The sequence below is a fragment of the Mesorhizobium sp. M0185 genome, from assembly GCF_040322175.1.
Taxonomy (GTDB): domain Bacteria; phylum Pseudomonadota; class Alphaproteobacteria; order Rhizobiales; family Rhizobiaceae; genus Mesorhizobium.
The window spans coordinates 106,541-130,640 of record NZ_JAMYSY010000009.1 but is presented as its reverse complement, the minus strand read 5'-3'; the positions used below and the strand labels follow the sequence as shown (position 1 = coordinate 130,640).

Here is a 24,100-nt window from a genome sequence, read left to right as displayed (position 1 = left end):
CTGAAACAAGCCGTGCAACCGGCCGCATCATTGCGGCCGACATAAAAACAGGACGAGCGACCTGTTTCGCAAAATTCCAACGGACGCCGCAGCGTTGAGCAGACCCGATCGGTGCGCGTCCTCAAACAACCGGAGAGAACATGAACATCAATCTTTGCACCGGGCGCCTTGCCGCCCTGGCCATCCTGTCGATCGCCGCCACCGCGGCCCAGGCAAAGGACGGCAATCCGCTGGCCGACATGGTACGCGCGGCCAACAGCCGCTTCGAGAATGTGGCAGCGGCGACCGCCGAGGGCTATGCGCCCATCCCTTGCGCCAGCGGCATCACCGGCGGCGCCATGGGCATCCACTACGTCAATCCCGGCTACCTCAAGGATGACGCGGTCGATGTCGCCAAGCCGGAAGCGGTGATGTACGAGCCGATGGCCGACGGCACGCTAAAACTGATCGCGGTCGAATACATCACCTCGAAAGGCCCGGCCTCGCTCGATGGGCATCTGTTCAACTTCAACAGCGCGCCCAACCGCTATGGCCTCGGCCCGTTCTACGAGCTGCATGTCTGGGCCTGGAAGGGCAACCCGACCGGCGCGTTCGCGGACATGAACCCGAATGTTTCATGTGATGCGATGAAGGGGATGTAAGCGGGGCTCTTCCTTCTCCCCGTTCTACGGGGAGAAGGTGCCCGACGGGCGGATGAGGGGCAGCGGGGACGTCCGCGGTTGGCCAATCTCCCTACCCACCCGAGCGGAGTGAGAAGCGGTCCGCGCAGCGGACAAAAAGCCAATTGCTTGGCTTGTAGGGCTTCGAAGGCCAGGCCAGAGAGGGGGCGCTGTCCCGCAGGCTTGACCCGCCAAAATCCCGCGAAGGCGGCTTCGTCCACAGTCATTTCCTCAACCATCTTCACCTGCACGCCGATCTTCTGGTCCTTCAGCAGGTCGCATAGTCCGTCGCCATCGATCAGGTCGATGGCCGGGAGTTTCGTCGCGCACAGCCTCGCGCCGGGCGCTCACATCATATGATGCGCAGCGGCGCGAGAATATCGTCGCGGTCTGGTCGAACGACCGGTCCTGCCAAACCCCAAATCAATCCCTCTAGTTCGTCTGGCGGCAGATGCAGCAATGCTGCGATCTCATGTTTCGTCATGCGCTCGCTCCAAAGATGAGCGAGAATCTTTCGCCAAACCGCCGACGTTTCGCGCTCGATGCCGTTCGGCTCACCGGTTCGATAGCCACGGCGGCCTAGTTCAATGCAGGCTGATTTGTATTGCCACTCCGTGAGCAGGCTCAATGAATGAAGCCTATACGCCATCGCCATCGCAGATACGCGCCAGCGGGCTTTCGCACGGAGGATAATATCTACGGTAATGAATCGGGGCACACGTGAACGCACGTCGTGTTCCGGCATCAAGAATGCCGAAGCGAATTGGTTTGCCTCGCGTTCGGCAAGACGTGACCGTTGCGCACCAGCGTGCCTGTGCATCACCAGATGACATAGCTCATGGGCAGAATCGAAAATGCTATGCTCTGGCGTCTTGTAATTGTTCAAAAAGATATAAGGCCTCTCGTCGCGCCAGAACGAAAAGGCATCGACAGAGCTAGTTGCTTCCGACAGAGAGAAAACCCTCACGCCGTGGACCTCTAGCAGGCCAAGCATATTGCCGATTGGTTTCTCGCCGAGATTCCAATACCCGCGCAGAGCGCGGGCGGCCACTTCCGGGTCTGTTTCATAGCTTAAGTCGAGAAGGTTGGTGTCGGGCAGGCTGAATTGCTCTTCAAGCCAATCACTAAGTTCCAAACCCAGGCGTCCTGCGTTGATCGCCGCATCCCGTTCCTTCGCGCTCATTTTTGAAAGACTGCGAAAGCTAACGGCTGTCGTATCAAGCTCGTCAGGGTCATCCAGGTGGAAAAAGGTTGCCGGGTAGTCCAGCGCGGTGGCAAGCTTGCCGATGCTCATCTCGTCGGGTTCGTTTTCTCCGTTTTCGATGCGCGAAACGGTAATCGGGGACAACCCCGCAGCTTCAGCGAGTCCTTTACCTGTCATCCGCCGTCGTTTCCGAGCGAGGACGAGCCTTTTCGGATTGAATGCCATGACGATTACTTCTTGCGAGCAACCTTCGGGTCGAAATCATCGGCGACATCATCGCTATCAAACGACAGCTTCGGCTCTGCATCCAGATCACTGCCATCCGAGAGGAAAAGCCGCTCCACAAAATGCGTAAATCGACCGCCCTTCACAACGGGACAACTCAATTCGGCCGCCCCGTCCGGAGCAACCATCAAGTAGTATACAGTCCAGCCTTTCTCGTCGGCTTGATGGACCGGAGCATAGCTAGGCAGGCCACCAAACAGGTCATTGCCCGCGCAAAGGCGCTCCGCGCCAGCTCCCTTGCTGGAACGCGGCTTCGGGTCATGGTGATCGCTGCAGGCGATGTCGACGTTCGCAAAGACGATCTTGATGCGCCTTGCCTCATTCCGGATTGTTTCGACACCATTTGTCCGGTCAAGAACCCAATCGGCTCCGACAAACTCATTCCGAAGCGAGAAGGTGCCATAGTGATAAGAGAACGTCCCGGCTGCATTGGCTGGGAAAAATAGGGTCGCATCAGCCGCCGCGCCGACGGCTATGTTCCGAGCAACGAGAAGCTTGGCCCTTTCAAGCTGCAGGTACTCAAGGCGCGGTAGAACCTCCCATTCTTCCCGGAGAACGCGCGTCGGAATCATTTGGGGCATGTGGATAGCTCCGTGTTAACGAATCTTACCATACAGTATGGTTTAAATTATTAACACGCAAGCGCTATTTCTGATTGCCCAACGCTTTTCCGCAGCCTTTTTGGCGATCTCAGCGCGACGCTCTGGCGTCATATTCTCGGCCGCTTCTTTCCGCTCTGCGCCAAGGGCCTTGGCAGTGGGGTCCTTGCCGTCGTCAATCACATCGTCAGCTTTCTCGCCTGTCGCAATGCGCAGGACGCGGACGGCGTTGCCGATCACGTCGGCGGGGCGCTTCTGGCCTTAGGTCCGGTGGGCACTCCTAGTTCTCCGCATGGCTAAAAACGACAGCGCCGTTGTCCTTACGAACTTCAACGGACACGATTCCATCGTCACCCTTTCGGGTTTGGAACATGGAGGTTGCATGATCTTTCGCGGTCTTCTCGTCGTCGAAGATCACCTTGTCGACGATGCCCTGTCTTCCATACCAGATGACAGTGTAGACCATTGTTGCTGCCATGCTTTCCGCTAAGCATATAGGCGTTTTCGCATATGGGGCAAACGGGATAGGCGCTTCCGCGTATTTCAAACTGAGACACTACCGAGCGGGGTAAAGGGTTGCGCGAATGATGAATATGAGCAGCGCGCCGCCCCTCATCCGCCTGCCGGCACCTTCTCCCCGTATAGAGACGGGGCGAAGGAAAGCTCACCCAACCGTTTCTTAATGTGTCTCCGCTACACCCAACCCCTGTAAATTGGCGGAAAACGGAGTTTGATCGGGGTGCGCTTTTCCGCGGCGACGACAGCCGGGCGGTTCCTGCCGCAGCGCCTTGCGCTGCGCATCAGGCCGCTGCTTGGCCTGATCGATGCCGTCCTGTTCAGCGCCGGCGCGCGCGGCGAGGCCGGCCGCATGTCGCTGATCGCCTTTTCGGTCCGCATCGTCAGCGCCGTCATCGCCTTCGTCAGCCAGGTTTTGATGGCGCGCTGGATGGGCTCGTTCGAATACGGCATTTTCGTGCTCGTATGGGTGACGATGGTCATCGTCGGCAATCTCGCCTGCCTCGGCTTCCACACCTCGATCATCCGCTTCATTCCCGAATATCGCGAGCGCGGCATGATGGCCGAATTGCGCGGCATCGTGCGGGCCAGCCGGCTGTTCGTGCTGGTTGCCTCCACCGTGATCGCCGGCCTCGGCGCGCTCGCCGTCTGGCTACTGTCGCCCTTTATCGAGAACTATTATGTCGTGCCGTTCATTCTCGGCATCATCTGCCTGCCGATGATCGCCATGTCCGACCTGCTGCAAGGGCTGGCGCGGGCCAATTCCTGGGCGCTGTTTGCGCTGTCGCCGACATTCCTGGTGCGGCCGCTGCTGATCCTGGCGTTCATGGCGCTGATGCTGCTGGCGGGCTACGCGCCGGACGCCAGAACGGCGATCTTCGCCGCGATCGCCGCCACCTACGCCACCACGCTCGGTCAGCTCATCGGCGTGACGTCGCGCATGGACAGAAGGATCCCGGCCGGGCCGATGAAATTGCATTTCGGCCAATGGTTCATCGTGTCGCTGCCGATCTTCCTGGTCGAGAGCTTCTTCTTCCTGCTCACCAATGCCGACGTGCTGATGGTCGGCGCCTACCTCGATCCCAACGACGTCGCCGTCTATTTCGCCACCGTCAAGACGCTGGCGCTGGTGCATTTCGTCTATTTCGCCGTCAAGGCCGGCGTCGCCCAGCGCTATGCGCAGTTCACCCATGGCGAGCCGCACAAGCTCGCCGCCTTCGCCCGCGAAACCGTGTCGTGGACCTTCTGGCCGTCGCTGGCGATGGCGCTGCTCGTGCTGGCCCTGGGCGAGCCGATGCTGACCCTGTTCGGCCCGGAATTTTCCGCCGGCTATCCGCTGCTCTTCCTGCTGGTGCTCGGCGTCGTCGCGCGGGCCGCCGTCGGCCCTTGCGAAAGCCTGCTCACCATGAGCGGCAACCAGAATATCTGTGCCGCTGTCTATGCCATGACGCTGGCCTTCAACATCGCGCTTAGCGTCGTGCTGATCCCGCTCTTCGGTCTGTGGGGCGCGGCGATGGCCACCGTCTTCGCCATGATCTTCGAGGCCGGCGCGCTGTCCTTTACGGTCTGGCGCAAGCTCGGCATCGCCATGGTCATTTTCGTGCCCGCCAAAGGAGCCGCCTGATGGCTGCCGTCCCCTTGCTCGAGGAAACCAGCGGCGGCCCGGCCGGCGCCATGGTGTCCGGCCTTGCCGGGCTTGCCCGCGAAGCCGATCCCGCCCATGTCGAGATCCTCGCCAACAACCGGCCCGAGCGCAAGCTTGCCATCTATCCGGCCTCCGCCGGCTTCGACCTGGTCGAGGAGCTCGACTATCTCTGTACCCGCACGATCGAGTCCAACGTCTTCTTCAATCCGCGCTTCCTGGCGCCGGCCATGCCCAGGCTCGAGGACCGCGAGGTGCGGCTGGCCGTCATCCGCGACGGTGACCAGTATCGCAACCGGCTGCGCCTGCTGGTGCCGTTCTCGGTCGAGCGACCGGTGGTGCCGCTCGGGGTTCCCGTCATGCGCACCTGGTCGAGCCCGTTCGGCCCGATCGGCACGCCCCTGGTCGACCGCGACGATCCGATCGGCGTCATCGAGGATTTCTTCGCGATGCTGTCCAGGCCGCATCTCAAGCTGCCAAAGGTCTTCGTGCTGCCCGACATAAGGCTGGATGGCCCGGTGGCGAGCCTGCTCGCCAGCGTCGCCGAAACGCGCGGCCTGACGCTGGTCACCACCGGCAAGGCCGAGCGCCCGGTGCTCGAAAGCGAGCTCGACGGCGAGGAATATCTGAAAGCTTCGCTGCGCGCCCACCATTATCGCGAGTTCCGCCGCCTGAAGCGCCGCCTCGCCGACCTCGGCCGGCTGCAGCATGTCGTGGCGCGCGGGCCTGACGAGATCCGCCACGCCATCGAAAATTTCCTGACGCTGGAGGCTGCCGGCTGGAAAGGCCGCGAGCGCACCGCCATGGCCATCGACCGCTACCGCGCCGCCTTCGCCCGCGAAGCGGTGCACCGGCTGGCCGAGCAGGATCTCTGCCGCATCCATTCGCTGACGCTCGACGGCCGCACCGTCGCCTGCCTGATCGTCTTCGTCGAGGCCGGCGTCGCCTACACCTGGAAGACCGCCTATGACGAGACGCTCGCCGCCTATTCGCCGGGCACGCTGCTGATGATCGAGGTGACCAGGCAGCATCTCGACGACCCCAACATCATGATGACCGATTCCTGCGCAGTGCCCGACCATCCGGTGATGAGCCGGCTGTGGAGCGAACGCAAGCCGATGGGCACGCTGGTGATCGGGCTGACGCCGGACGCCGACCGCCCCGCCCGCCAGGCGGCGTCGCAGCTTCACCTCTACCGCGAAACCCGCAACATGGCGCGCCTGCTGCGCAACCGGATGAGGAGCCTGCTGCGCCGGCGCTAGTGCATGGGGTCCAAAGTGGGACCCGGCCCGGCCGTCCGTCTCCGCACCGTCGGCCCGCTCGGGCCTAGGTCGTCAGGGTTAATTCTCCCGATCAGCGGAAAGGATTAGCATCGACGCAGTCCCAACCGGGATGAGGCGATCAATTACGGCCGCGCGTCCAGCATCACTGCCGCCTCGGTCCTGCACGGCCAGAAGAAAAAAATCTGGGAGGAATGCATGATGAAAACAACTCACCTCAGGCGTGTCGGTATCCTCACCTTGGCAGGTCTCGTTGGCGCGTGTCTGAACGCCGCCACTCCTCGGGCGGCCGAACCCGACAAAGCCGAGATCGATGCCCTGCGTAAATCGCTGTCCAGGTATGAAGACTACAAGGTTGCCATTCGCGAGCTTTATCTATCGACGGTAGGATGCGTCTTCTACAGCGGCGAAAAGGTAGAGGGGGCGATGGACTACCCGAAGGGCGCGATGGGCATCCATTTCGTCAACGTCACGACTGTCGGCCCGACCGCGGATCCGACGCGCCCCAATGTGCTGATCTATGAGCCGGTCGGCGGCGAATTGCGCCTGGTCGGCGCGGAATGGCTCGTGCCCTTGACGCCGGACACAAAGGAGCCGCCGAAGCTCTTCGGCCAGACATTCCAGGGGCCGATGGAGGGGCATTACCCGCTCATCCCGAAGGAGTTCCACCACTACGACCTTCACGCCTGGCTGTTCAAGGACAACCCGCTCGGAATGTTCAGCCCGACGAACCCGGACGTGAAATGCGACAACTATCCGTTTCCGATGCCTGAGCAGCCGACCAAGATGGTGCCGGGGCCGATGTAATAGCGGCCGGGCTACGATCCGAGCCTACCAGGAAATGCAGCCGGACCTCAAAGGCGTTATCCCGGAGGACGCTCCTGGGATAACGTCCAACCAAAAGTCCGTGCTCGGACCTTCGGACTCGTTTTGCCGTTTTGGCAATCACGACACTGCCGCGAATTCACAAAGGCGTTCCAAGGAGCCGACCGCGAAACGACGGAGGACCAAGTGAGAAGTCTGATCCGGACAGGATTGTCCGCAGCCGTTTCGGGTACGATCGTCAGCTTCGCCACGACAGTTGCATTGGCCCTGCTTGCCAGGCGGGAAGGCAAAGGCGCCCTGCAGCCCGCGAATGCGACCAGCCACTGGCTCCATGGCGAGCAAGCCGCGTCGGTGCGGCGCGGCGACGTGGCGCACACGCTCGTCGGCTATGGCACGCATCACGCTTCCTCCATCTTCTGGGCATTCCTTTTCGAATTATGGCTCGCCTCGAGCCCGCCGCGTCCGTCGCTTCTGATATTTCGCGATGCGTTGGCGGCAGCGGCCATTGCCGCGGCAACAGATTATGGCTTCGTGCCGAAGCGGTTGACGCCAGGTTGGGAGACGGTGCTGCCGAAGCGATCTATCGCGGCGACTTTTGCGGTGATGGCGGTCGGTCTAGCGATGGGCGGCATGATCAACAAGGAATTGCGCCGGCAGCATTAGGGACAGGGATTTGAGACAGATGCTTCGCACGGCGCGTTCACATCATCGCGACGGGCGGATCGCCGCGCTCGTCCCATTCTGCGGCATCTCCACCTCATCGGGAACCTTTCTCAAGGGACATGGTTCCGAATGTGCGGCGAAAGCGTGCTGCTCATTCCTGCTATCGCCAAGGAGATTCGACCATGAAGCTTCGCGAGTTGTTGGATCAAGTAAAGGACCTGCCGCCGGACACCTTGGTCTGTGCCGCCGAAATCGATGAAGCCTTTGCAGTCAACGTTGTTGGCGTTGAAGCTGTCGAGAGCGCCAGAATCCAAAGCCGCAAACCGGATGGCACCGAAGCTGTCGAACTCGCCAACGGGACCGACAAAGTCATCGTGATCCGCTGGTGAAAACCGGGGAAGTTGCGTTCAACAGCATGATGTTCCGCTCCACTGTGGGGTGCTGAATTGCGAATGCTGGCAGCGTATCGATGGCGGCGGTCGCCTATGGCTCGGCGGGCATGGCTTGGACAAAAGCCGCCATTTGGCGTTCGAGCGCTTTGAACGCGCTGCCGCGCCAGCTCTCGGCCATGGATGCCGATTTTGGATCAGGGAAGATTTCCTCCTCCCCTCGCGCCATGCCGTCCAGGATACCTTTCGCGACGCTCTCCGCGGAGCTCTTCGGTATATCGGCGTCTCTGCTCATGTCGGTGTCTATGGGACCGGACAGGACTGCATGAACGCTCACGCCACGAGCGCCGGCGAGAGCACGTAGTGTCATGGAAAACGCGGCGGCCTTCGACAGTGAGTAAGACGGAATAATCGGGAAGGGAACGAGAGCCGCTTCCGACAGGATGTTGACCACGGCGCCGCGCGAATGCGTGAGCAGCGGCAGGAATGCGTGGGTTACGCCATGCACGCCGAGCAGGTTGACGGCGAGGTGTCGCTCAAGCGCAGCACGATCGCCAAGATCGTCGTAGAGCCCGATGCCGGCGTTGTTGATGAGGATATCGAGAGACCCGATCCGCTCGACAGCCGCCCCAATCTGCACCGCATCGGTCACGTCCAGGATCAGCGGCGTGACGCGCCGATCCGCGTGGGCGAGCGGTTTGCGCGCGCCGGCATAGACCCGGTTCGCACCCCGTCTCAATATTTCCTCGACCAGCGCCTTGCCGAGGCCGCGGTTGGCTCCGGTCACGAGAACGGCTTTGTTTGTGACTTCCATTGATTTCGGCACGGCGATCTCTCCTCCTCTTGCATGAATGCAAGCCATTCGTTCTTGCATCATGCAAGTAGGCTATGATTTTCTGTTCCCACGCTTGGACGCCGTCTCCCCGTTGCATTGCTCCAGGGCAGCCGGCGCCGTGACCAGGCGAACCTTGCAACTAGGACCCGACTTCCAATGTCGTGTAGGAGATCGGCGAAGGCCGCTCCAGGAAGGCGCCGGTTATGGCCGAAACGAAATTCTTCGCGTCCGCCGAGCGTAGAAAAGCGTCGCGCTCCTGCTTCGATGCCCAGCGCTCGACGCAGATGGTAACGTTGGGCTCGGCCTCCGAGCGAAAGACGCTATAGTCGATGCATCCGCTTTGCTTGCGGGCCGCCCCCGCCACGTCCCGCAGGGCATTCCGCACCTTGCTTTCGATGCCGGGCTTCGCCGCTGCCGTCGTCATGACGATCATCCCGGCGCCATCGCCTGCCGCCTTGCGCTCGACGGTGCGGGTATCCTCGCTTTGCGGCACGACCGTTGGGTTGGCGTTCTCTTCGCCCTTGTTGGGTTGCCCCTTGCCCGTCGAAATCAGCTCGCGGAGACTTGCGACATAGAAGCGCCACGAGTCATGGCAGACATCGTAGCATTCTTCGCTCGGCTTCAGCCCGACATGGGTGAAACGCAGCTCGGTCCCCTTTTCGGTCGGCGCGATTTCGAAGACCACGTCCGTGCCGGTCCACTCGGTCGCATCCCTGACGAAGTTGAAGTAGTTCAGAACGACGTGCCAGACGACCTTCTTGCCGGGCACAAGCTCCGTGACCTTGAACGTGCCGCGGTGGATATCCTTGAAATGATAGTAGAATTTCGCACCGAGCTTGTTGGTATCGCCATCGATATCTTCGGACCACCAGGCGCGCGGATTGATAACCGCCGCAAAAACCTCTTCGGGGCTTTGCTTAACGACGAATGACGTCGTGTAATCTTCTTCCTTTTTCATAACATATCTCCTGTCTGGATCTGATTGGTTGATGGACACCCGAAATCTCGGGCGATGAAGTGGAGCGACGCTCTCTCGACCTCTGTCGCTTGCATCATGCAAGCACAATGCCTACTTGCATGATGCAAGTCAATAGGGTATGTTCACACCATGCTTGGTCGTCTCTATGAAAAACAAAACTGCTCGGCCTCACGCGCCCTGGAACTGGTCGGCGAGCGCTGGAGCCTGTTGATCCTGCGCGACGCGATATTCGGCGGCTGCACGCGCTTTTCGCAATTCCAGAAGAGCCTGGGGATCGCCACCAACATCCTGGCCAAGCGCCTCGAGGATTTCGTCGAGGCCGGCCTGATGGACCGTCGCCCGGGTGCCGCCGGCGAGCAGGCCGACTACGTCCTGACCCGGAAGGGGCTGGAATTCAAAACGGTCATTATCGCGCTGACCGAGTGGGGCGACAAATGGGTGCGGCCCGGACCCATCGTCTACTGCGACCAATCCGACGGCAAGCCGGTCGAGGTGCAATTGCGTCGCGCCGGCAATGGCAAGCGGGCCGACTTCGCCGACGTCGTGGCGGCCCTACGCTAGGCACGGTCCGGCCCGCAGCACGATCCAAGACGAAGCGGTTTCGCATCGTGCCATAATGTTACCGCATATCTCACCTCCCGAGGTTGCTTGCGGCAATAGGCGAGGTGCAACCATTCAGTGGGTTGGACGATCCCACCCACGCCATTGGATTTAACAGGAAGTGGGTGGGAATTTAAAAAGTGGTGCCCCTAGCCGGGATCGAACCAGCACTCCTTGCGGAACTCGATTTTGAGAGGCCGGATATGCCCTATCCTAACTTTATCCGGCGGTAGCCAATTGTACGATAAACGGCTGTAGACACTAGCTTTTTCGGCTCGTCCAATCATCGATACCTAACCGGACATACGCCACGGTTTGATTTCTGGCTGCACCTATTCTGCACCTGAAATCAATGTCGAGGTCTCTCCATTCGTTTGCCCTTCGATCTTCGATCCAAACCTGCCGATGTCAAAGCACACTTATTACCTGGGGTGGAAGCGCATCCTCGAACGGGCGGGCGTGCCACATACCGGCAGCGCCCGGCCCCTCAGACGCGACCCGCGTTAGCTAGGACGCTCGTTGCTCTCGGTCGATTCCCGAAAGCCATGTCATTGGACCTAGCCGCAGCCTCGCTTCGATCGCCGTCGCGAAGCGACATGACATCGCTCTGGCCGACGCCGTCGGCAGGACGTCACGAAGCGGACGCGGCGATTTTGGGGCGTCCGAACTCGACGTCCCAGCTGCGCTCCTGGGGTGCGGCTTCGCCACTCAGGCCGAGTTTGGGGAAAAGCAATTCAGCGACGTTGAACGCCTCTTCCAGATGCGGATAGCCGGACGCGATGATCGTTTCGATGCCGATCTCCTGATACTCGCGAATGCGCGCGGCAACATTGTCGGGATTGCCGACCAGCGCCGTTCCTGCACCTCCGCGCACCAGCCCCGGTCCCGCCCATAGATTCGGGCCGACGACCAGCCGGTCGCGTCGACCTTGATGCAGCGCCGACATGCGCTTTTGGCCGACAGATTCCGAAATGTGGACAAATCCCTTCTGGGCTTCGGCGATCAGGTCGTCGGTGACGTGGCTGATCAGCCGGTCGGCCGCCGCCCACGCCTCATCCTCCGTTTCGCGTACGATCAGGTGAACGCGAAGCCCGAAGCGCATCATGCGGCCTTGCGCCGCTGCGGCTTCCCTGACGCGGGCGATCTTTTCGGCAAGCTGGTCCACCGGTTCACCCCAGCTCAGATAGGTATCCACGTGCTTGGCGGCGATCGCGATGCCGGCATCCGAAGAGCCTCCGAACCAGAGTGGCGGATGCGGCCGCTGAACCGGCGGGAAGGAAATGTCGGTGCCGTGGGCGGAAAGGTACTTGCCCTCGAAATCCGCCGGCTCGCCCGAAAGGATCCGCCGCCAGATCGTCAGGAACTCGTCGGTCTGTGCATAGCGCTCGTCATGACTGAGCTTGTTGCCGTCGCCGGCGAGATCGGCCGGGTCGGCTCCAGTGACGACATTGAGCAGGACACGACCGCCGGAAATGCGGTCCAGAGTGGCTGCATGACGCGCAAACAGCGCCGGTGTACCGCTGCCCGGCCGAAGTGCCACGAGGAACTTCAGCCGTTCGGTGAGCGGGATCAGCCCGGCCGCCACGATCCAGGCGTCTTCACAACGCGTTCCTGTCGGCAGGAGCACGCCCTTGAAGCCAAGCCGGTCCGCAGCCTGGGCGATCTCCCTGAGATAGCCGAAGGTTGCCGGGCGGTGCCGCTCGTCCGTGCCGAGATACGGTCCATCGCCATGCGTCGGCAGGTACCAGTAGAGATCGAGCGGCTTGCTGGTCATTGGATTGTTCCTATCGCGACGGGGAATGTGTGGGCCGGCAAGCGTGTCAGAGCTTGCCCTTCCAGGGGATGAGGCGGTGCTCCAGCCAGCGCATGCCGCTGGTGAAGGCGAAGGCAAGGACAGCGATGACGATGAGGCCAACGAAGACGACGTCGGTGGCGAGGAAATTGGCCGCCGACATGATCATGTAGCCGAGACCCGACTGTGCGGCGATCAGCTCGGCGGCGACCAGCGTGGACAATCCGGCGCCGATGGCAATCTTCAGGCCGGTCATGATTTCCGGCAACGCGGACGGCAGGATGATGCTGGTGAAAAGTTGCAGCCGGCTCGCACCGAGCGACAGCGCGGCATTGATGCGTTCGGCCGGCACCGACCGGACGCCGGCCTGTGCGGCAAAACAGATCGGGGCGAAGGTCGACAGCGACAGGAGCACGATCTTGGACGTTTCGCCGATGCCCAGCCAGATGATCAGCAGCGGCAGATAGGCCAAAGGCGGCAGACCCCAGTAGAGATCGATCGGAACGCTGAAGATGCCCTTGACCCAGCGATTGAGTCCCATCAGCAGGCCGAGCGGAATGCCCAGGAAAATGCCGACACCGAGCGCCGCGGCGATGCGGCCGAGGCTGGCGAGTGTGTGCTCGAGGAGCGTACCGTTGGCATAGCCATCGGCCCAGACGGCGCTGAACTGGGTCAGTACCTCGGCGGGCGACGGCAGGAACAGCGGCGACGCCCAGCCGAAGCGCGTGGCCAAAAACCACAAGGCGATGAGCGACGCCAAGGTGACCAGGCTGATGCCGAGCGTGCTTGTCGAAGCGGACCGGCGCGTCTTGGGAGACGGCGCGCGTTGAGCTATCGAAGACGAAAAAGAGGTTCCGGAATTGGCGGCGAGCGTCATTGCAAGGTTCCTGTGCGGGCGCCTTCCGGCTGGTGGATCAGCGAGCGGATTTCCTGCCGCAGTTCGATGAAACGCGGGTGGGACTGGATCGGCCCGATGTCGCCGCTCTCAGCGAAGTCGCGAACGAAGTCGGCGTCGAACCGGGCAACGATGCGGCCTGGTCGAGGCGACATCACAACGATGGTGGTGCCGAGCGTGAGGGCTTCCTCGATCGAATGGGTAATGAACAGGATCTGCTTGCCGGTCTTGGCCCAGACCGAGGCCAGAAGCTGCTGCATCGTCTCGCGCGTCAGGCTGTCGAGGGCGCCGAACGGCTCGTCCATCAGCAGGATCTTCGGATCGGTGGCCAGCGCCCGCGCGATGCCGACTCGCTGGCGCATGCCGCCGGACAGTTCATAGGGCGGCTTTTCGGCGAAATCGGCGAGCCCGACCAGTTCCAGCAGACGCCTCGATCGCTCATGGCGTTCGCCGCGCCGCACGCCCCGGTATTTCAGGCCGAGAGCGACATTGTCCAGCACATTGGCCCAGGGCAGCAAGGTATCTTTCTGGAAGACGACGCCACGATCGCCGCCGGGCGCGACAATTTCTTTTCCGTCCAGTGTGATCGTGCCTTCGGTGAGCGGCAGGAAGCCGGCGATCGCGTTGAGCAATGTCGACTTGCCGCATCCGGAAGCGCCAACCGCGACAACGATGGAATCTGGAGCGATATCGAGCGAGACGTGATCAAGCGCGTGTACGTCCTGGCCATCCGAGGCCGGAAAGGTCACGCTGGCATCGCGGATCCGAAGCATGGTGGGCCTCCAAGCAGTCTGGCTGGCGAGAATTCCGCCAGCCAGAACCTGAATGTCGTCAGGTGATTTCTAGTTCGAGGCCTTGGCAGCGTCTGCGTATTCCGGATCGGCGAACGCGGCGTAGCTGTCCTTGATGGCGGTGATCTTGTGCTGGTCCTTCAGGAAGCCCGCAGTGTCCTTGAGGATTTTCGCAACGGCGCTCTTGTCGCCACCGCCCAGCCATTTGTCGGACACCTGCTCGTCGAGCGGCGGAACCACAGTCGTCTTCAACTGCTCCGAATTCTCGGCCGCCGTGCCACCCTGCAGGCCGGCGATCAGCTTGGCGCTCTCTGAGTCCGGTCCCCATGCGGCCGGGTTGCTCAAGTAGGCGGTGTTGTAGCCGTCGATCAGCCGGACATACTGGCCGAGGAAGTCGGGATTGGCCTTGGCGAAATCGCCGGTCACGACCAGCGCGCTGAAGGTCGGCGCGCCACGGTCGGCGACCTGGCCGGCTGTGAGCAGAACCTTGCCGTCCTTTTTGAGTTCAGAGAGTGCCGGGTCCCAGACGAAGGCCCCGTCAATGTCGCCGCGCTTCCAGGCAGCGACGATTTCGGGCTGCGGAATGGCGATGACCTGGGTTTCCTTCTCCGAAATGCCTTCCTGCTTGAGGACGGCGAGAAGCTGGTAATGATCCGTCGATACCGGCGCGGCCGCAAGCTTCTTGCCCCGCAGGTCGGCCGGCGACTTGATATCGGGCCGCACCACCAGGGCTTCTCCGTCACGGGAGACCGAGGAGATGTAGAAGGCCTTCACGTCGATGCCCCTGCTGACGGCTGCGGCGAACGGACTCGATCCGACATCGCCGATCTGGACGTCGCCGGATGCGATGGCAGCAAAGATGTCAGCACCGGAATTGAAGCGGCGGTATTCGATGTTCCAGCCGGTTTTCTTGGCAAGATCGCCATTGGCAATGCCGAGATTGTAGGGATTGGCACCGGTCTGGTAGGCGATGACGACTTTCTTGTCGTCGGCATGCGCTGCAGCGGATGCGGCCGCTATGGCAAGCCCGACAAGGGCGGCGGAAATAAGTTTTCGCATGGAGCCTTAATCCTTTTGAACAGAGGGCAAACCCCTCGACTGCCCGCCCTATTCAAAGAGCGTTGGATTAAAGTCCACTGATATTATAGACTTAGATAGCAATGGAATTCTTAAAATCAGCTCGCGCTTAAAAAAGAATTCGGATTTAGACGGCACGCTGTCGCCCGCGGGATTATTCAGGCGCAAAATGCGGAGTGCTTACGGGCCGCGCCTTGGCAATATATCGCCCCATCAGGCACTTGCCTTGGCACTTTATCCGTCAGGCCGAAGCCGCCCGGACCGGTTGGCTCTTCGGCTGGCGCGGTGAAAGCAGGGCAACGAATTGATCCACGGCCTGCCCGGCCCGCGCCAGAACCAGCGAATCTACGAGCTTGCCGTCGGCAAAGTCGCTGTCACTGCCATAGACGGCGCTCGGCACCGTCAGGGCGGAGTAAAAGCCAAACAGCGGGCGAAGCTGATGTTCGACTACCAGCGCGTGGCGCTGGCCACCACCCGTCGCGCCGATCAGGACCGGCCGGTCGACGAGCGCCAGTGGATCGATGAGGTCGAACAGATGCTTGAACAGGCCAGCATAGGAGCCGTTGTAGACCGGCGTCGTGACGATCAGCGCGTCGGCCTGTTCGACCGCGTTTACCACATTCAGCGCCTCCGGCGTCAATTCCTTTCGAGTAAACGCAGCACCCAGACCACGGCCGGCATCGACAAGATCGAGGAAATTTACTGTGACAGACAATCTTTCGCGCAGCGCCTCGCCGAGATGATGCGCCAGCGTCCGCGACTTCGACGGCCTGTGGGTGTTGCCCGAAAGCACGACGATGTTCTGGCGCAGCCGTTCGACGTGGAAATTCATGGGCTCTCTCATCTGTCCAAAGCAATTGGAAACGCGGGCGGGGCCGCCGGCCCCGCCATTTCGTCGGCGACCGTCAGGCGGCGCGCAGAGGCCGTGTCAGCGGGATCGGCGCGGCCGGCTCCGAACGCGGCACGCGGCCTTCGACCGGATGGCTCGGATCATTGAACCCATGCGTTGAGGCATGGCCGGCGGTGACGAGGCAGTCGACAAAGGCCTCGTCCTCGGCGCTCAGCCTGAAGTCCAGCGCCTTCGCATAGCTGTCCCACTGTTCCTCGGTGCGCGGGCCGGCGATCGCCGCCGTGATCAGCCGGTTGTTCAACACCCAGGCCAGCGCGAGATCGGCGGCCGAGACGCCGCGTGACTTTGCGTGCGCCGCGATCTGCCTGGCGATCTCGATCGATTCCGGGCGCCACTCGGTCTCGGCGATGCGCTTGTCGCCACGGCCGGCCCGCGTGTCGGCGGCAGGCGCCTGGTTCGGCTCGTATTTGCCGGTCAGCACGCCGCGCGCCAGCGGGCTGTAGGAGACGATGCCAAGACCGTAATAGGCGGCCGCCGGCAGCTGTTCGGCCTCGGCGGTGCGGTTGACGATGTTATAGAGCGGCTGGCTGGCCACCGGCCGGTCGATGCCGAGTTCATCGGCCAGATGCGCGACTTCGGCGATGCGCCAGCCACGAAAGTTGGAGACGCCGAAATAGCGCAGCTTGCCCTGGCGGATCAGGTCGGCGATCGCCCGCACCGGCTCTTCCAGCGGCGCATCGAAGACGGCGCGGTGGAAGTAGAACAGGTCGATATAGTCTGTTCCCAGGCGCCGCAGGCTGTTCTCGACCGTCTGGATCACCCATTTGCGCGAATGGCCGCCGAGATTAGGCCCCTTGTCATGCGAGTTGACGAATTTGGTCGCCACGACCCAATGATCGCGCGTCGCCTTGATGCCGCGACCGACGACTTCCTCGGACTTGCCGTTGTGGTAGACGTCGGCGGTGTCAATGAAGTTGATGCCTTGCTCGCGCGCCTTGTCGATGATGCGATGCGCGACCGTCTCCTCGGTCGGCCCGCCGAACATCATCGTGCCGAGGCTGAGCGGCGAAACCTTCAGGGCGCTGCGGCCAAGATAGCGGTAGTCGGACATTTTTCTGCTCCGTTGAATTTCAGTTGATGGTTGGTTCGGCGTAGTGGCAGGCGACATGGTGTCCCGGCGCGATCGCCCGGAACGCCGGTTCCTGCGAACGGCACAGATCGGTCGCCAGCGGGCAGCGGGTATGGAAACGGCAGCCGCTGGGGATGTTCTGCGGGCTTGGCAGATCGCCATGGATCGGCGCGGCCTGACGTCGGCGCGCCGGGTCCGGCACGGCATCCATCAGCGCGCGCGTGTAGGGATGCTTCGGCGAGGTCCACAGCGTCGAATTGTCGGCGCTTTCGACGATGCGGCCGAGATACATGACCAGCACCCGGTCGGCGAAATAGCGGACGACTGATAGATCGTGCGAAATGAAGAGATAGGACAGCCCGAGCTGACGTTTCATGTCGACCAACAGGTTGAGGATCTGCGCCTGGATCGAAAGGTCGAGCGCCGAGACCGGCTCGTCGCAGACGACCAGTTCCGGATTGAGGATCAGCGCCCGGGCGATGCCGATGCGCTGGCGTTGCCCGCCGGAAAATTCATGCGGGTAGCGGCCAAGCGAATCCCTCGGCAGACCGACACGCTCGATGATGTCCTCGACGATGGTGCGCCGCTCGGCCGTGTTGCCGATGCCATGGACCTTCAGTGGTGCTGTCAGGATGTCGCCGATCGTGTGGCGCGGATTAAGCGATGCGAACGGATCCTGGAAGATCATCTGGATATTACGGCGCGCCGCCTTCAGCCGGCGCGCGTCGAGAACGGTGATGTCGGTGCCGTTGAACTCGATCCTGCCGCTAGTCGGGTCGACCAGCCGCATGATGGTCTTGCCTAGCGTCGATTTTCCGCAACCGCTTTCGCCGACGAGACCAACCGTCTCGCCGCGTCCGACTTCGAGGGATACGCCATCGACGGCGCGCAGCGTGCCGCCCTGGGCGTGGAAATGAGTGGAAAGGTCAGAGACCGAGAGCAGCGCCATGCGCAACCTCCGGAATGAAGCTGTAGGGGCAGGCGACTAGACGATCCTCGCTCACCTCGACGAGGGCGGGTACGAAATGGGCACAACTGTCGCGCGCCACCGCGCAGCGCGGCCGGAACGGGCAGCCCTTTTCGCCGGCGGCCGAGACGATACTGCCGGGAATCTCCGTCAGCCTGGCGTCGCGGTAGTGGAGATTGGTCTTCAGCCGCGGCGACGCCGCCAACAGGCCGCGCGTATAGGGGTGAAGGGGTGTTCTGAACAGCACGCCGGGCAGCGCCTGTTCAACCTTGCGGCCGGCATACATGACGACGACCTTGTCGGCCCATTGTGCGACGACACCAAGATCGTGGGTGATGAGCACTACAGCCATCGATAGTTCGCGGCGCAGCGTATCGAGCAGGTCGAGCACCTGCGCCTGGATGGTCACGTCGAGCGCCGTCGTCGGTTCGTCGGCAATCAGCAGGCACGGTCGGCAGGCAACGGCGATGGCAATCATGACGCGCTGGCGCATGCCGCCGGAAAGCTGGTGCGGATAGTCGTCGATGCGCCGCTGCGGATCGGGAATGCGCACCAGATTGAGAAGCTCGATGGCACGGCTCCGCGCTGCCTTGCCGCGTATGCCTTCGTGCAGCGTCAGCACCTCGGTGATCTGCCGGCCGATGGTCAGCACCGGATTGAGCGACGTCATCGGCTCCTGGAAGATCATGGCGATCTCGCGTCCGCGCAGGTTCCGCATAGCCCTCTGGTCGAGACCGAGCAGGTCCTTGCCGGCGAATTCGATCCTGCCATTGGGGATTTTCGCCGAGCGCGGCAGAAGCTGCATCAGGGCGAGCGCGGTCAGCGACTTGCCGGAGCCTGATTCACCAACGATCGCCAGCGTCTCGCCCTCACCGACCTCGAAGCTCAGCCGGCTGACCGGCTCGGTGGTCGGGAAGCGAACCGTCAGATTGTCGATCCTGAGCAAAGGAGCCGCCATCTCTATCGCTCCTGTGAGAAACGCGGGTTGAGCGCATCGTTGAGGCCGTCACCGATCAGGTTCAGCGCCAGCACGGTAAAGACGATCGCCAGTCCCGGAAGCGCTGTCAGATACCAAGCGGTGCGGATCAATTCCCTGCCCGCTCCGATCATCGAGCCCCAGCTGACGACGTTGGGATCGCCGAGGCCCATGAAGGACAGCGCCGATTCCATCAGAATCGCGGTCGCCACCATCACCGACGAGGTCACGATCAACGGCGGCAGCGCATTGGGCAGGATCTCGCGGAAGATAATGCGGACATGGCCGTAGCCGAGGCTGCGGGCGGCCATGACGAAATCCTTCTCGCGGATGGCCCGGAACTCGGCGCGGGTCAACCGCGCCACCGTCGGCCAGGTGATGACGGCGATCGCCACTGTCACGACAGGCGCGGTCGGCTGCGCGATCGCCACCATGACGACCAGAAGCACGAAGCTCGGTATGGTCTGAAAGATCTCGATCAGGCGCACCAGCAGGTCGTCGATCCAGCCGCCGAAGTAGCCGGCGGCGGCGCCGACCAGGATGCCGAAGCTGAGGCCGAGCGCGGTCGCCACCAGGCCGACGAACAGCGAAATCCGCGCGCCATGCAGAATGCCGGAAAGCACATCGCGGCCCATGGAGTCCGTGCCCAGCGGGAAGGCTGGGTTCTGGCCCGGCCACAGGAAGGGCCGGGCCACCATCGATAGCGGATCGGCCGGATAGAGGACTGGTGCGAGCAGTGCGGCCAGCACGACCAACGACAGGAACACCACGCCGAACATGGCATTGGGATTGCGCAGGAAGACCTTCAGCGCACGCCCGCCAGCGGCTATCGGCACCGACGCTGCCGAAGCGGAGCGTGCGTCGGGCGCGTGGAGATTGCTCCAGCTCTTTGCCTCGGGCTCAGGCGGTGCCGCAGGCCCGCGAGCATCGGCATGGAGACGGCGGGAACGGGCATCGCCCGCGGCGAAATCGGTGGAAGCCATCAGCGTACTCCGATACGGGGATCGAGCCAGGCGTGCAGAAGATCGACGGTCGCGTTGGCGATGATGACCAGCAGCGACGACAACAGAAGGATGCCGAGCAGCACGGTGAAATCGCGGCCCATGACCGCTTCGAAGGCGAGACGCCCGAGGCCGGGCCAGGAATAGACGGTCTCGACAACCACGGCGCCGCCGAGCATGCCGCCAACATGCATGCCGGCCATGGTGGTAATGGGGATCAGCGCGTTGCGCAGGACATGGCGAATGGTGATGATGGCCGGCGGCAGGCCCTTGGCTGCGGCGGTGCGCACGTAGTCCTGCGACTGGACCTCCAGCATCGCCGCTCGTGTCAGCCGCGCATAGATCGCCACGTAGAACAGCGCCAGCGACAGTGCCGGCAGGATCATGTAGCGCGCCCTGTCCCAGAGCCCGGCAAGGCCGGTCAGGTTGCTGCCGACGGTTCCCGAGCCGCCGCTCGGCAGCCAGCCGAGCTTGACCGAAAACAGCACGATCAGCATCAAGCCGATCCAGAAACCCGGGATTGAATAGAACAGCAGCGAAATAACGGAGAGCACACGATCCGGCAGGCGCCCGGCAAACACCGCCATCACCGATCCAAGGGCGAGGCCGAGCACAATGGCGACGGCCAGAGCCACCGCCATCAGCACCAGCGTGCCGGGCAGCCGCTGGCCGATCAGGTCGGCGACCGGCATGCCGTAGCGCGGCGAAAAGCCGAGGCTGAAATGCGCCAGATTGTAGAGATAGTTGAACAGCTGGACGAGAAGCGGATTGTCGAGCCCGAAGCGCTGGCGAAGCGCCGCCATCGTTTCGACAGTGGCCGAGCCAGCCTCGCCGGCCATGACATCGGCGGCGTCGCCGGGCGCGAGCTGCAGCAGGAAGAAATTCAGGATGACGATGCCCAGAACGGTCGGCACCGCCTGGATGGCGGTGCGCCGGAAGGTTCTGCCAATGCGCGTCAGGGTCGACATCGTTTTCGCTATCCCGGCTGTGGCTGACGATGCGGGTTTGCTGTTTCCCGGAAAGTTCCGCGCTTTTTAGTTGACAAGATTTATAGACATTGTCAAACCTGATTTAAGAAATTTTATCCTGCAATTGGCTTCATTGCAGAATAGAATTTTATTTCATACTACAAACTTAGCTGTTTGAAGCATGAAATCTTAAGCGCGGGAGCAGGTCGGCCAAATCTTTTCGCAAACGGACCCGCTCTTGGAACAACGGATTTTTAACCTGGTGGCCGACGATCGGTCGATCGGGTCCGGCAGCAAAAAAGGACCAGGACGCGATGTCTCATTTCCTCAGTCCGAACCGCCGCAGGTTCCTCGGCATCTCGGCAGCCGCGCTCGGAGCGACCCTGTTGCCTGCATCGCGCAGCGCCTACGCCGCCGAGCCGAAACAGGGTGGAACGGCGACGCTGGTGCTCTCGGCTGAGCCGCCTGTGCTGACGACCATCGCCCACACGGCATTCAATTCGGTCTACGTCTCGGCAAAGACCACCGAAGGCCTGCTGACCTATGATTTCGATCTCACGCCGCGCCCATCCCTGGCCAGACAATGGTCAGTCAGTGACGATGGGCTGCAATACACCTTCAAGCTGCGCGAAGGCGTGAAGTGGCATGATGGCCAGCCGTTCACCGCCGCCGACGTCGCCTATTCGATCACCACGATCAGAGAGGTTCATCCGCGCGGCCGCAACACCTTCCTCAACCTTGTAGACATCCAGACGCCGGATCCGCTGACCGTGACGCTGGTCCTGTCGAGGCCGGCGCCTTACCTGATCACGGCCTTGGCCGCGGCCGAAACGCCGATCGTGCCGAAGCACCTCTATGACGGCACAAAGGCAGCCGAAAATCCGGTCAACGTCGCTCCGGTCGGCACCGGCCCGTTCGTCTTCAAGGAATGGGTGCGCGGCAGCCACATCGTTTACGAACGCAATCCTGACTACTGGGACGCACCGCGCCCCTATCTCGACCGGTTGATCGTGCGCTTCATCGCGGACGCTTCGGCGCGCGCGCTGGCGCTGGAGACAGGCGAGATCGATCTGGCGCCGGCAACGCCGATTCCGTACAGCGATTTGCAGCGTTTTGAGACGCTGCCGCATATCGGCTTCGAGGAACAGGGCTACCAATATTCAAATGGCATCAGCCGGGTCGAGTTCAACCTGGAGAAATCCTATTTCCAGGATGTTCGCGTCCGCCGTGCCTTCGCCCATGTCATCGACCGCAACGTCATCCGCGAGACGATCAACTATGGCTATGGCGAAACCATTCCAGGCCCGATCAACCCCAATCTGAAGAAGTGGTTCATCGCCGACCTGAAGACCTATCCGGTCGACACGGCCGCCGCCGATAAACTGCTCGATGAAGCAGGCTTGCCGCGCGACGCCAACGGTACCCGGCTCAAGCTTGTCCACGACTATGTCCCGAGCGGCGAAACCTACAAGCGCGGCGCCGACTACATCAAGCAGGCATTGGCCGCGGTCGGGATCGAGGTCACCGTGCGCAGCCAGGATTTCGCCACCTACACCAAGCGCATCTACACCGACCGCGACTTCGACTTCACCTTCAACGGCATGAGCAATCTGTTCGACCCGACGGTAGGCGTACAGCGCCTCTACTGGTCTAAGAATTTCAAACCCGGCGTGCCGTTCTCCAACGGTTCGAAATACAGCAATGCCAAGGTCGACGAACTTCTTGAAGCGGCCGCCGTCGAGGTCGACCACGAAAAGCGCTTCGAGCAATGGGCCGCGATCCAGCAGATTGTGGTCGAGGACCTGCCCGATATCGGCATCGTCAGCCAACCGGAAATCACCCTCTACAACAGGCGCATAGCCGGTCACACGGTGGGCGCCGAGGGCAATGCCGGCTCCCTCGCAACCGCCCATATCGTCGCCTGAGCCCTGACCCGTGCGCGGTCCTTCGCGCGGGTTCCCTTCCTCCACCCGAGAAAGTTCGCCATGACGCTCGCCCACAAGCCTGGTTCCATCGTCGGCACGCCCTTCTTCAAGGCGCCGACCGACTATCCGGACAGCCCGCTGTCGAAAGCGCTTCAGCAGCCGGTGCTAATCGGGCTGTTCCTGCCGATCCAGGCAGGTGGCTGGACCAACTCGACGCTGCCGCGCTCGACCGACTGGCGCTTCGACTACAATCGCGATCTGACGTTGAAGGCCGAGGAGCTTGGCTTCGACCTCGTCTTCGCGCTCAGCCAGTGGCTGCCCAAGGGCGGTTATGGCGGTGTCTTCAACGGCCAGGCGCTGGACAGTTTCGTGTCCGTGGCGGCGATGGCCGCGATTACCAAGAAGATCATGCTGATTTCGACCATGCATGTTCTCTACGGTCCCTGGCATCCGCTGCATCTGGCGAAATTCGGCGCCACGCTCGACCACATCTCCGGCGGCCGCTGGGGCATCAACGTGGTCACCGGCCATCGCGCCGTCGAACATGAAATGTTCGGCTGGAACCGTATCGAGCACGACCGCCGCTATGAACTCGCCGCCGAGTTCGTCGAAGTGCTGCAGCGACTGTGGCAGGACGACGAGAATTTCTCATTCTCCGGAGAATCGAGCTGGAAGCTCAATGGCGGCTTCGTCACACCGAAGCCGAATTACGGCCGGCCGATCCTGGTCAACGCCACTGGCTCCGATGCCGGCATTTCCTTTGCCGGCCGCTATTCCGACATCGTCTTCGTCACCAGCCCGGCCGGCTCCGACATCGCCAGCGCGCTGGAAGCGCTGCCGGCGCATACGAAGAAGGTGAAGGACGCAGCCCTCGGCGTCGGCCGCAAGGTGCGCACGCTGCTCAACCCGCTGGTCATCAGCAGGCCGACCGAGAAGGAAGCCTGGGCGGTCGCCGATGAGATCGTCGCCCATGCCGACAGCCGCACGCCGAAAGGCTTCCAGACTTTCAACAGCGATGCCCAGGCCTGGAAAGGACGCGAGGGCCGCGACGATCCCTACGCCAAGGTCGGCGGCAACATCTATCTCATCGGCACGCCCGAACAGATCGTCGACCAGTTCGTCAAGCTCAAGGACGCCGGCATTGACGGCCTGCAACTGTCCTTCTTCGATTTCAAGCCTGACCTCGAATTCTTCGGCGAGAACATCCTGCCGCTGATGAAGCAGGCTGGCCTGCGCAACGCCTAAGGAGCAAT

Annotated in this window: 25 protein-coding genes; 9 read left to right on the top strand and 16 right to left on the bottom strand. The window is 62.1% G+C overall.

Features of this window, described 5'->3' with window-relative positions; all coding sequences use genetic code 11:
* Positions 1-140 precede the first annotated feature (140 nt).
* Positions 141-641, top strand: a complete 501-nt coding sequence (locus NKJ20_RS10100) for a hypothetical protein (protein ID WP_352619584.1) — start codon at positions 141-143, stop codon at positions 639-641.
* Positions 642-1,011: 370 nt separating this feature from the next.
* Here the strand turns inward: NKJ20_RS10100 and NKJ20_RS10095 are convergent, their stop codons facing one another.
* From NKJ20_RS10095 to NKJ20_RS10080, 4 genes are read right to left on the bottom strand one after another with little or no spacing between them, the layout of a single operon-like run.
* The gene (locus NKJ20_RS10095; RefSeq protein WP_352743845.1) at positions 1,012-2,088 is read right to left on the bottom strand and encodes a helix-turn-helix domain-containing protein; all 1,077 of its coding nucleotides are present in this window, start codon (positions 2,086-2,088) and stop codon (positions 1,012-1,014) included.
* 5 nt (positions 2,089-2,093) lie between these two features.
* A complete protein-coding gene (locus tag NKJ20_RS10090) occupies positions 2,094-2,729 on the bottom strand; it encodes a hypothetical protein (protein ID WP_352683014.1) in 636 nt (211 codons plus the stop codon).
* Positions 2,730-2,771: 42 nt separating this feature from the next.
* The gene (locus NKJ20_RS10085; RefSeq protein WP_352683016.1) at positions 2,772-2,987 is read right to left on the bottom strand and encodes an RNA-binding protein; all 216 of its coding nucleotides are present in this window, start codon (positions 2,985-2,987) and stop codon (positions 2,772-2,774) included.
* A 40-nt stretch (positions 2,988-3,027) separates the two neighbouring features.
* Positions 3,028-3,225: a hypothetical protein gene (locus NKJ20_RS10080; RefSeq protein WP_023721050.1), complete on the bottom strand. Its 198-nt coding sequence runs from the start codon at positions 3,223-3,225 to the stop codon at positions 3,028-3,030.
* Between the two features lie 261 nt (positions 3,226-3,486).
* On the opposite strand from NKJ20_RS10080, the gene NKJ20_RS10075 reads away from it, so the two are divergent.
* The 5 genes from NKJ20_RS10075 (at position 3,487) to NKJ20_RS10055 (ending at position 8,062) form a co-directional block, all read left to right on the top strand.
* On the top strand, positions 3,487-4,887 hold the full coding sequence (locus NKJ20_RS10075; RefSeq protein ID WP_352743886.1) for a lipopolysaccharide biosynthesis protein: 1,401 nt from the start codon (positions 3,487-3,489) through the stop codon (positions 4,885-4,887).
* Positions 4,887-6,167 carry a GNAT family N-acetyltransferase gene (locus tag NKJ20_RS10070; RefSeq protein WP_352743844.1) on the top strand — a complete coding sequence of 427 codons (1,281 nt, stop codon included), beginning with the start codon at positions 4,887-4,889 and terminating at the stop codon, positions 6,165-6,167. Before NKJ20_RS10075 ends, NKJ20_RS10070 begins: the two co-directional genes overlap by 1 nt.
* 219 nt (positions 6,168-6,386) lie before the next feature.
* Positions 6,387-6,992 (top strand): hypothetical protein, encoded by a 606-nt coding sequence (locus tag NKJ20_RS10065; RefSeq protein WP_502896889.1) that lies wholly within the window; start codon positions 6,387-6,389, stop codon positions 6,990-6,992.
* Positions 6,993-7,196: 204 nt separating this feature from the next.
* Positions 7,197-7,673, top strand: coding sequence for a hypothetical protein (locus NKJ20_RS10060; RefSeq protein ID WP_352743843.1), 477 nt, complete (start codon positions 7,197-7,199; stop codon positions 7,671-7,673).
* Positions 7,674-7,855: 182 nt separating this feature from the next.
* Positions 7,856-8,062, top strand: a complete 207-nt coding sequence (locus NKJ20_RS10055; RefSeq protein ID WP_023677964.1) for a hypothetical protein — start codon at positions 7,856-7,858, stop codon at positions 8,060-8,062.
* A gap of 94 nt (positions 8,063-8,156) precedes the next feature.
* Here NKJ20_RS10055 and NKJ20_RS10050 read toward each other — a convergent pair whose 3' ends face one another.
* Both NKJ20_RS10050 and NKJ20_RS10045 read right to left on the bottom strand, forming a co-directional pair.
* The gene (locus tag NKJ20_RS10050; protein WP_352743841.1) at positions 8,157-8,888 is read right to left on the bottom strand and encodes an SDR family NAD(P)-dependent oxidoreductase; all 732 of its coding nucleotides are present in this window, start codon (positions 8,886-8,888) and stop codon (positions 8,157-8,159) included.
* Positions 8,889-9,036: 148 nt separating this feature from the next.
* The gene (locus tag NKJ20_RS10045; protein ID WP_352743840.1) at positions 9,037-9,855 is read right to left on the bottom strand and encodes an antibiotic biosynthesis monooxygenase; all 819 of its coding nucleotides are present in this window, start codon (positions 9,853-9,855) and stop codon (positions 9,037-9,039) included.
* 150 nt (positions 9,856-10,005) lie between these two features.
* Between NKJ20_RS10045 and NKJ20_RS10040 the strand changes: the two genes are divergently transcribed.
* Positions 10,006-10,437: a winged helix-turn-helix transcriptional regulator gene (locus NKJ20_RS10040; RefSeq protein ID WP_352456668.1), complete on the top strand. Its 432-nt coding sequence runs from the start codon at positions 10,006-10,008 to the stop codon at positions 10,435-10,437.
* Positions 10,438-11,107: 670 nt separating this feature from the next.
* Here NKJ20_RS10040 and ssuD read toward each other — a convergent pair.
* The 10 genes from ssuD to NKJ20_RS09990 all read right to left on the bottom strand — a co-directional run bounded on the left by ssuD (position 11,108) and on the right by NKJ20_RS09990 (position 20,922).
* The gene (gene ssuD / locus NKJ20_RS10035; RefSeq protein ID WP_352743838.1) at positions 11,108-12,250 is read right to left on the bottom strand and encodes an FMNH2-dependent alkanesulfonate monooxygenase; all 1,143 of its coding nucleotides are present in this window, start codon (positions 12,248-12,250) and stop codon (positions 11,108-11,110) included.
* A 46-nt stretch (positions 12,251-12,296) separates the two neighbouring features.
* Positions 12,297-13,145: an ABC transporter permease subunit gene (locus NKJ20_RS10030; RefSeq protein WP_352743837.1), complete on the bottom strand. Its 849-nt coding sequence runs from the start codon at positions 13,143-13,145 to the stop codon at positions 12,297-12,299.
* Positions 13,142-13,936, bottom strand: a complete 795-nt coding sequence (locus NKJ20_RS10025) for a taurine ABC transporter ATP-binding protein (RefSeq protein ID WP_352471351.1) — start codon at positions 13,934-13,936, stop codon at positions 13,142-13,144. The genes NKJ20_RS10030 and NKJ20_RS10025 overlap by 4 nt, the downstream gene beginning before the upstream one ends.
* A gap of 69 nt (positions 13,937-14,005) precedes the next feature.
* Entirely contained in the window at positions 14,006-15,013 is a 1,008-nt protein-coding gene (gene tauA, locus NKJ20_RS10020; protein WP_352743836.1) for a taurine ABC transporter substrate-binding protein, read from the bottom strand.
* Positions 15,014-15,272: 259 nt separating this feature from the next.
* Complete coding sequence (gene msuE / locus NKJ20_RS10015) at positions 15,273-15,863, bottom strand: FMN reductase (protein ID WP_352449703.1); 591 nt, start codon at positions 15,861-15,863, stop codon at positions 15,273-15,275.
* Between the two features lie 73 nt (positions 15,864-15,936).
* Positions 15,937-16,992 carry an aldo/keto reductase gene (locus tag NKJ20_RS10010; RefSeq protein ID WP_352743834.1) on the bottom strand — a complete coding sequence of 352 codons (1,056 nt, stop codon included), beginning with the start codon at positions 16,990-16,992 and terminating at the stop codon, positions 15,937-15,939.
* 19 nt (positions 16,993-17,011) lie between these two features.
* Entirely contained in the window at positions 17,012-17,959 is a 948-nt protein-coding gene (locus NKJ20_RS10005) for an ABC transporter ATP-binding protein (RefSeq protein ID WP_352743833.1), read from the bottom strand.
* The gene (locus tag NKJ20_RS10000) at positions 17,937-18,935 is read right to left on the bottom strand and encodes an ABC transporter ATP-binding protein (protein ID WP_352743832.1); all 999 of its coding nucleotides are present in this window, start codon (positions 18,933-18,935) and stop codon (positions 17,937-17,939) included. The genes NKJ20_RS10005 and NKJ20_RS10000 overlap by 23 nt, the downstream gene beginning before the upstream one ends.
* Positions 18,936-18,937: 2 nt before the next feature.
* A complete protein-coding gene (locus tag NKJ20_RS09995) occupies positions 18,938-19,936 on the bottom strand; it encodes an ABC transporter permease (RefSeq protein ID WP_352471358.1) in 999 nt (332 codons plus the stop codon).
* The gene (locus tag NKJ20_RS09990; RefSeq protein WP_352743830.1) at positions 19,936-20,922 is read right to left on the bottom strand and encodes an ABC transporter permease; all 987 of its coding nucleotides are present in this window, start codon (positions 20,920-20,922) and stop codon (positions 19,936-19,938) included. Before NKJ20_RS09990 ends, NKJ20_RS09995 begins: the two co-directional genes overlap by 1 nt.
* 314 nt (positions 20,923-21,236) lie before the next feature.
* Here NKJ20_RS09990 and NKJ20_RS09985 point away from each other — a divergent pair, with 314 nt between their 5' ends.
* Positions 21,237-22,847: an ABC transporter substrate-binding protein gene (locus NKJ20_RS09985; protein ID WP_352449709.1), complete on the top strand. Its 1,611-nt coding sequence runs from the start codon at positions 21,237-21,239 to the stop codon at positions 22,845-22,847.
* A gap of 60 nt (positions 22,848-22,907) precedes the next feature.
* Positions 22,908-24,092, top strand: a complete 1,185-nt coding sequence (locus tag NKJ20_RS09980) for an LLM class flavin-dependent oxidoreductase (protein WP_352743828.1) — start codon at positions 22,908-22,910, stop codon at positions 24,090-24,092.
* Positions 24,093-24,100 lie beyond the last annotated feature (8 nt).

What these genes read in the sequence shown, in the direction of transcription:
- NKJ20_RS10045 (WP_352743840.1), bottom strand. Translation starts at nt 9,855, where the DNA reads ATGAAAAAGGAAGAAGATTACACGACGTCATTCGTCGTTAAGCAAAGC.
- NKJ20_RS10005 (WP_352743833.1), bottom strand. Translation starts at nt 17,959, where the DNA reads ATGGCGCTGCTCTCGGTCTCTGACCTTTCCACTCATTTCCACGCCCAG.
- NKJ20_RS10070 (WP_352743844.1), top strand. Translation starts at nt 4,887, where the DNA reads ATGGCTGCCGTCCCCTTGCTCGAGGAAACCAGCGGCGGCCCGGCCGGC.
- NKJ20_RS09990 (WP_352743830.1), bottom strand. Translation starts at nt 20,922, where the DNA reads ATGTCGACCCTGACGCGCATTGGCAGAACCTTCCGGCGCACCGCCATC.
- NKJ20_RS09985 (WP_352449709.1), top strand. Translation starts at nt 21,237, where the DNA reads ATGTCTCATTTCCTCAGTCCGAACCGCCGCAGGTTCCTCGGCATCTCG.
- NKJ20_RS10000 (WP_352743832.1), bottom strand. Translation starts at nt 18,935, where the DNA reads ATGGCGGCTCCTTTGCTCAGGATCGACAATCTGACGGTTCGCTTCCCG.
- NKJ20_RS10095 (WP_352743845.1), bottom strand. Translation starts at nt 2,088, where the DNA reads ATGGCATTCAATCCGAAAAGGCTCGTCCTCGCTCGGAAACGACGGCGG.
- NKJ20_RS09980 (WP_352743828.1), top strand. Translation starts at nt 22,908, where the DNA reads ATGACGCTCGCCCACAAGCCTGGTTCCATCGTCGGCACGCCCTTCTTC.
- NKJ20_RS10080 (WP_023721050.1), bottom strand. Translation starts at nt 3,225, where the DNA reads ATGGCAGCAACAATGGTCTACACTGTCATCTGGTATGGAAGACAGGGC.
- NKJ20_RS09995 (WP_352471358.1), bottom strand. Translation starts at nt 19,936, where the DNA reads ATGGCTTCCACCGATTTCGCCGCGGGCGATGCCCGTTCCCGCCGTCTC.
- NKJ20_RS10055 (WP_023677964.1), top strand. Translation starts at nt 7,856, where the DNA reads ATGAAGCTTCGCGAGTTGTTGGATCAAGTAAAGGACCTGCCGCCGGAC.
- ssuD (WP_352743838.1), bottom strand. Translation starts at nt 12,250, where the DNA reads ATGACCAGCAAGCCGCTCGATCTCTACTGGTACCTGCCGACGCATGGC.
- NKJ20_RS10065 (WP_502896889.1), top strand. Translation starts at nt 6,387, where the DNA reads ATGAAAACAACTCACCTCAGGCGTGTCGGTATCCTCACCTTGGCAGGT.
- NKJ20_RS10100 (WP_352619584.1), top strand. Translation starts at nt 141, where the DNA reads ATGAACATCAATCTTTGCACCGGGCGCCTTGCCGCCCTGGCCATCCTG.
- msuE (WP_352449703.1), bottom strand. Translation starts at nt 15,863, where the DNA reads ATGAATTTCCACGTCGAACGGCTGCGCCAGAACATCGTCGTGCTTTCG.
- NKJ20_RS10030 (WP_352743837.1), bottom strand. Translation starts at nt 13,145, where the DNA reads ATGACGCTCGCCGCCAATTCCGGAACCTCTTTTTCGTCTTCGATAGCT.
- NKJ20_RS10010 (WP_352743834.1), bottom strand. Translation starts at nt 16,992, where the DNA reads ATGTCCGACTACCGCTATCTTGGCCGCAGCGCCCTGAAGGTTTCGCCG.
- NKJ20_RS10025 (WP_352471351.1), bottom strand. Translation starts at nt 13,936, where the DNA reads ATGCTTCGGATCCGCGATGCCAGCGTGACCTTTCCGGCCTCGGATGGC.
- NKJ20_RS10090 (WP_352683014.1), bottom strand. Translation starts at nt 2,729, where the DNA reads ATGCCCCAAATGATTCCGACGCGCGTTCTCCGGGAAGAATGGGAGGTT.
- tauA (WP_352743836.1), bottom strand. Translation starts at nt 15,013, where the DNA reads ATGCGAAAACTTATTTCCGCCGCCCTTGTCGGGCTTGCCATAGCGGCC.
- NKJ20_RS10040 (WP_352456668.1), top strand. Translation starts at nt 10,006, where the DNA reads ATGCTTGGTCGTCTCTATGAAAAACAAAACTGCTCGGCCTCACGCGCC.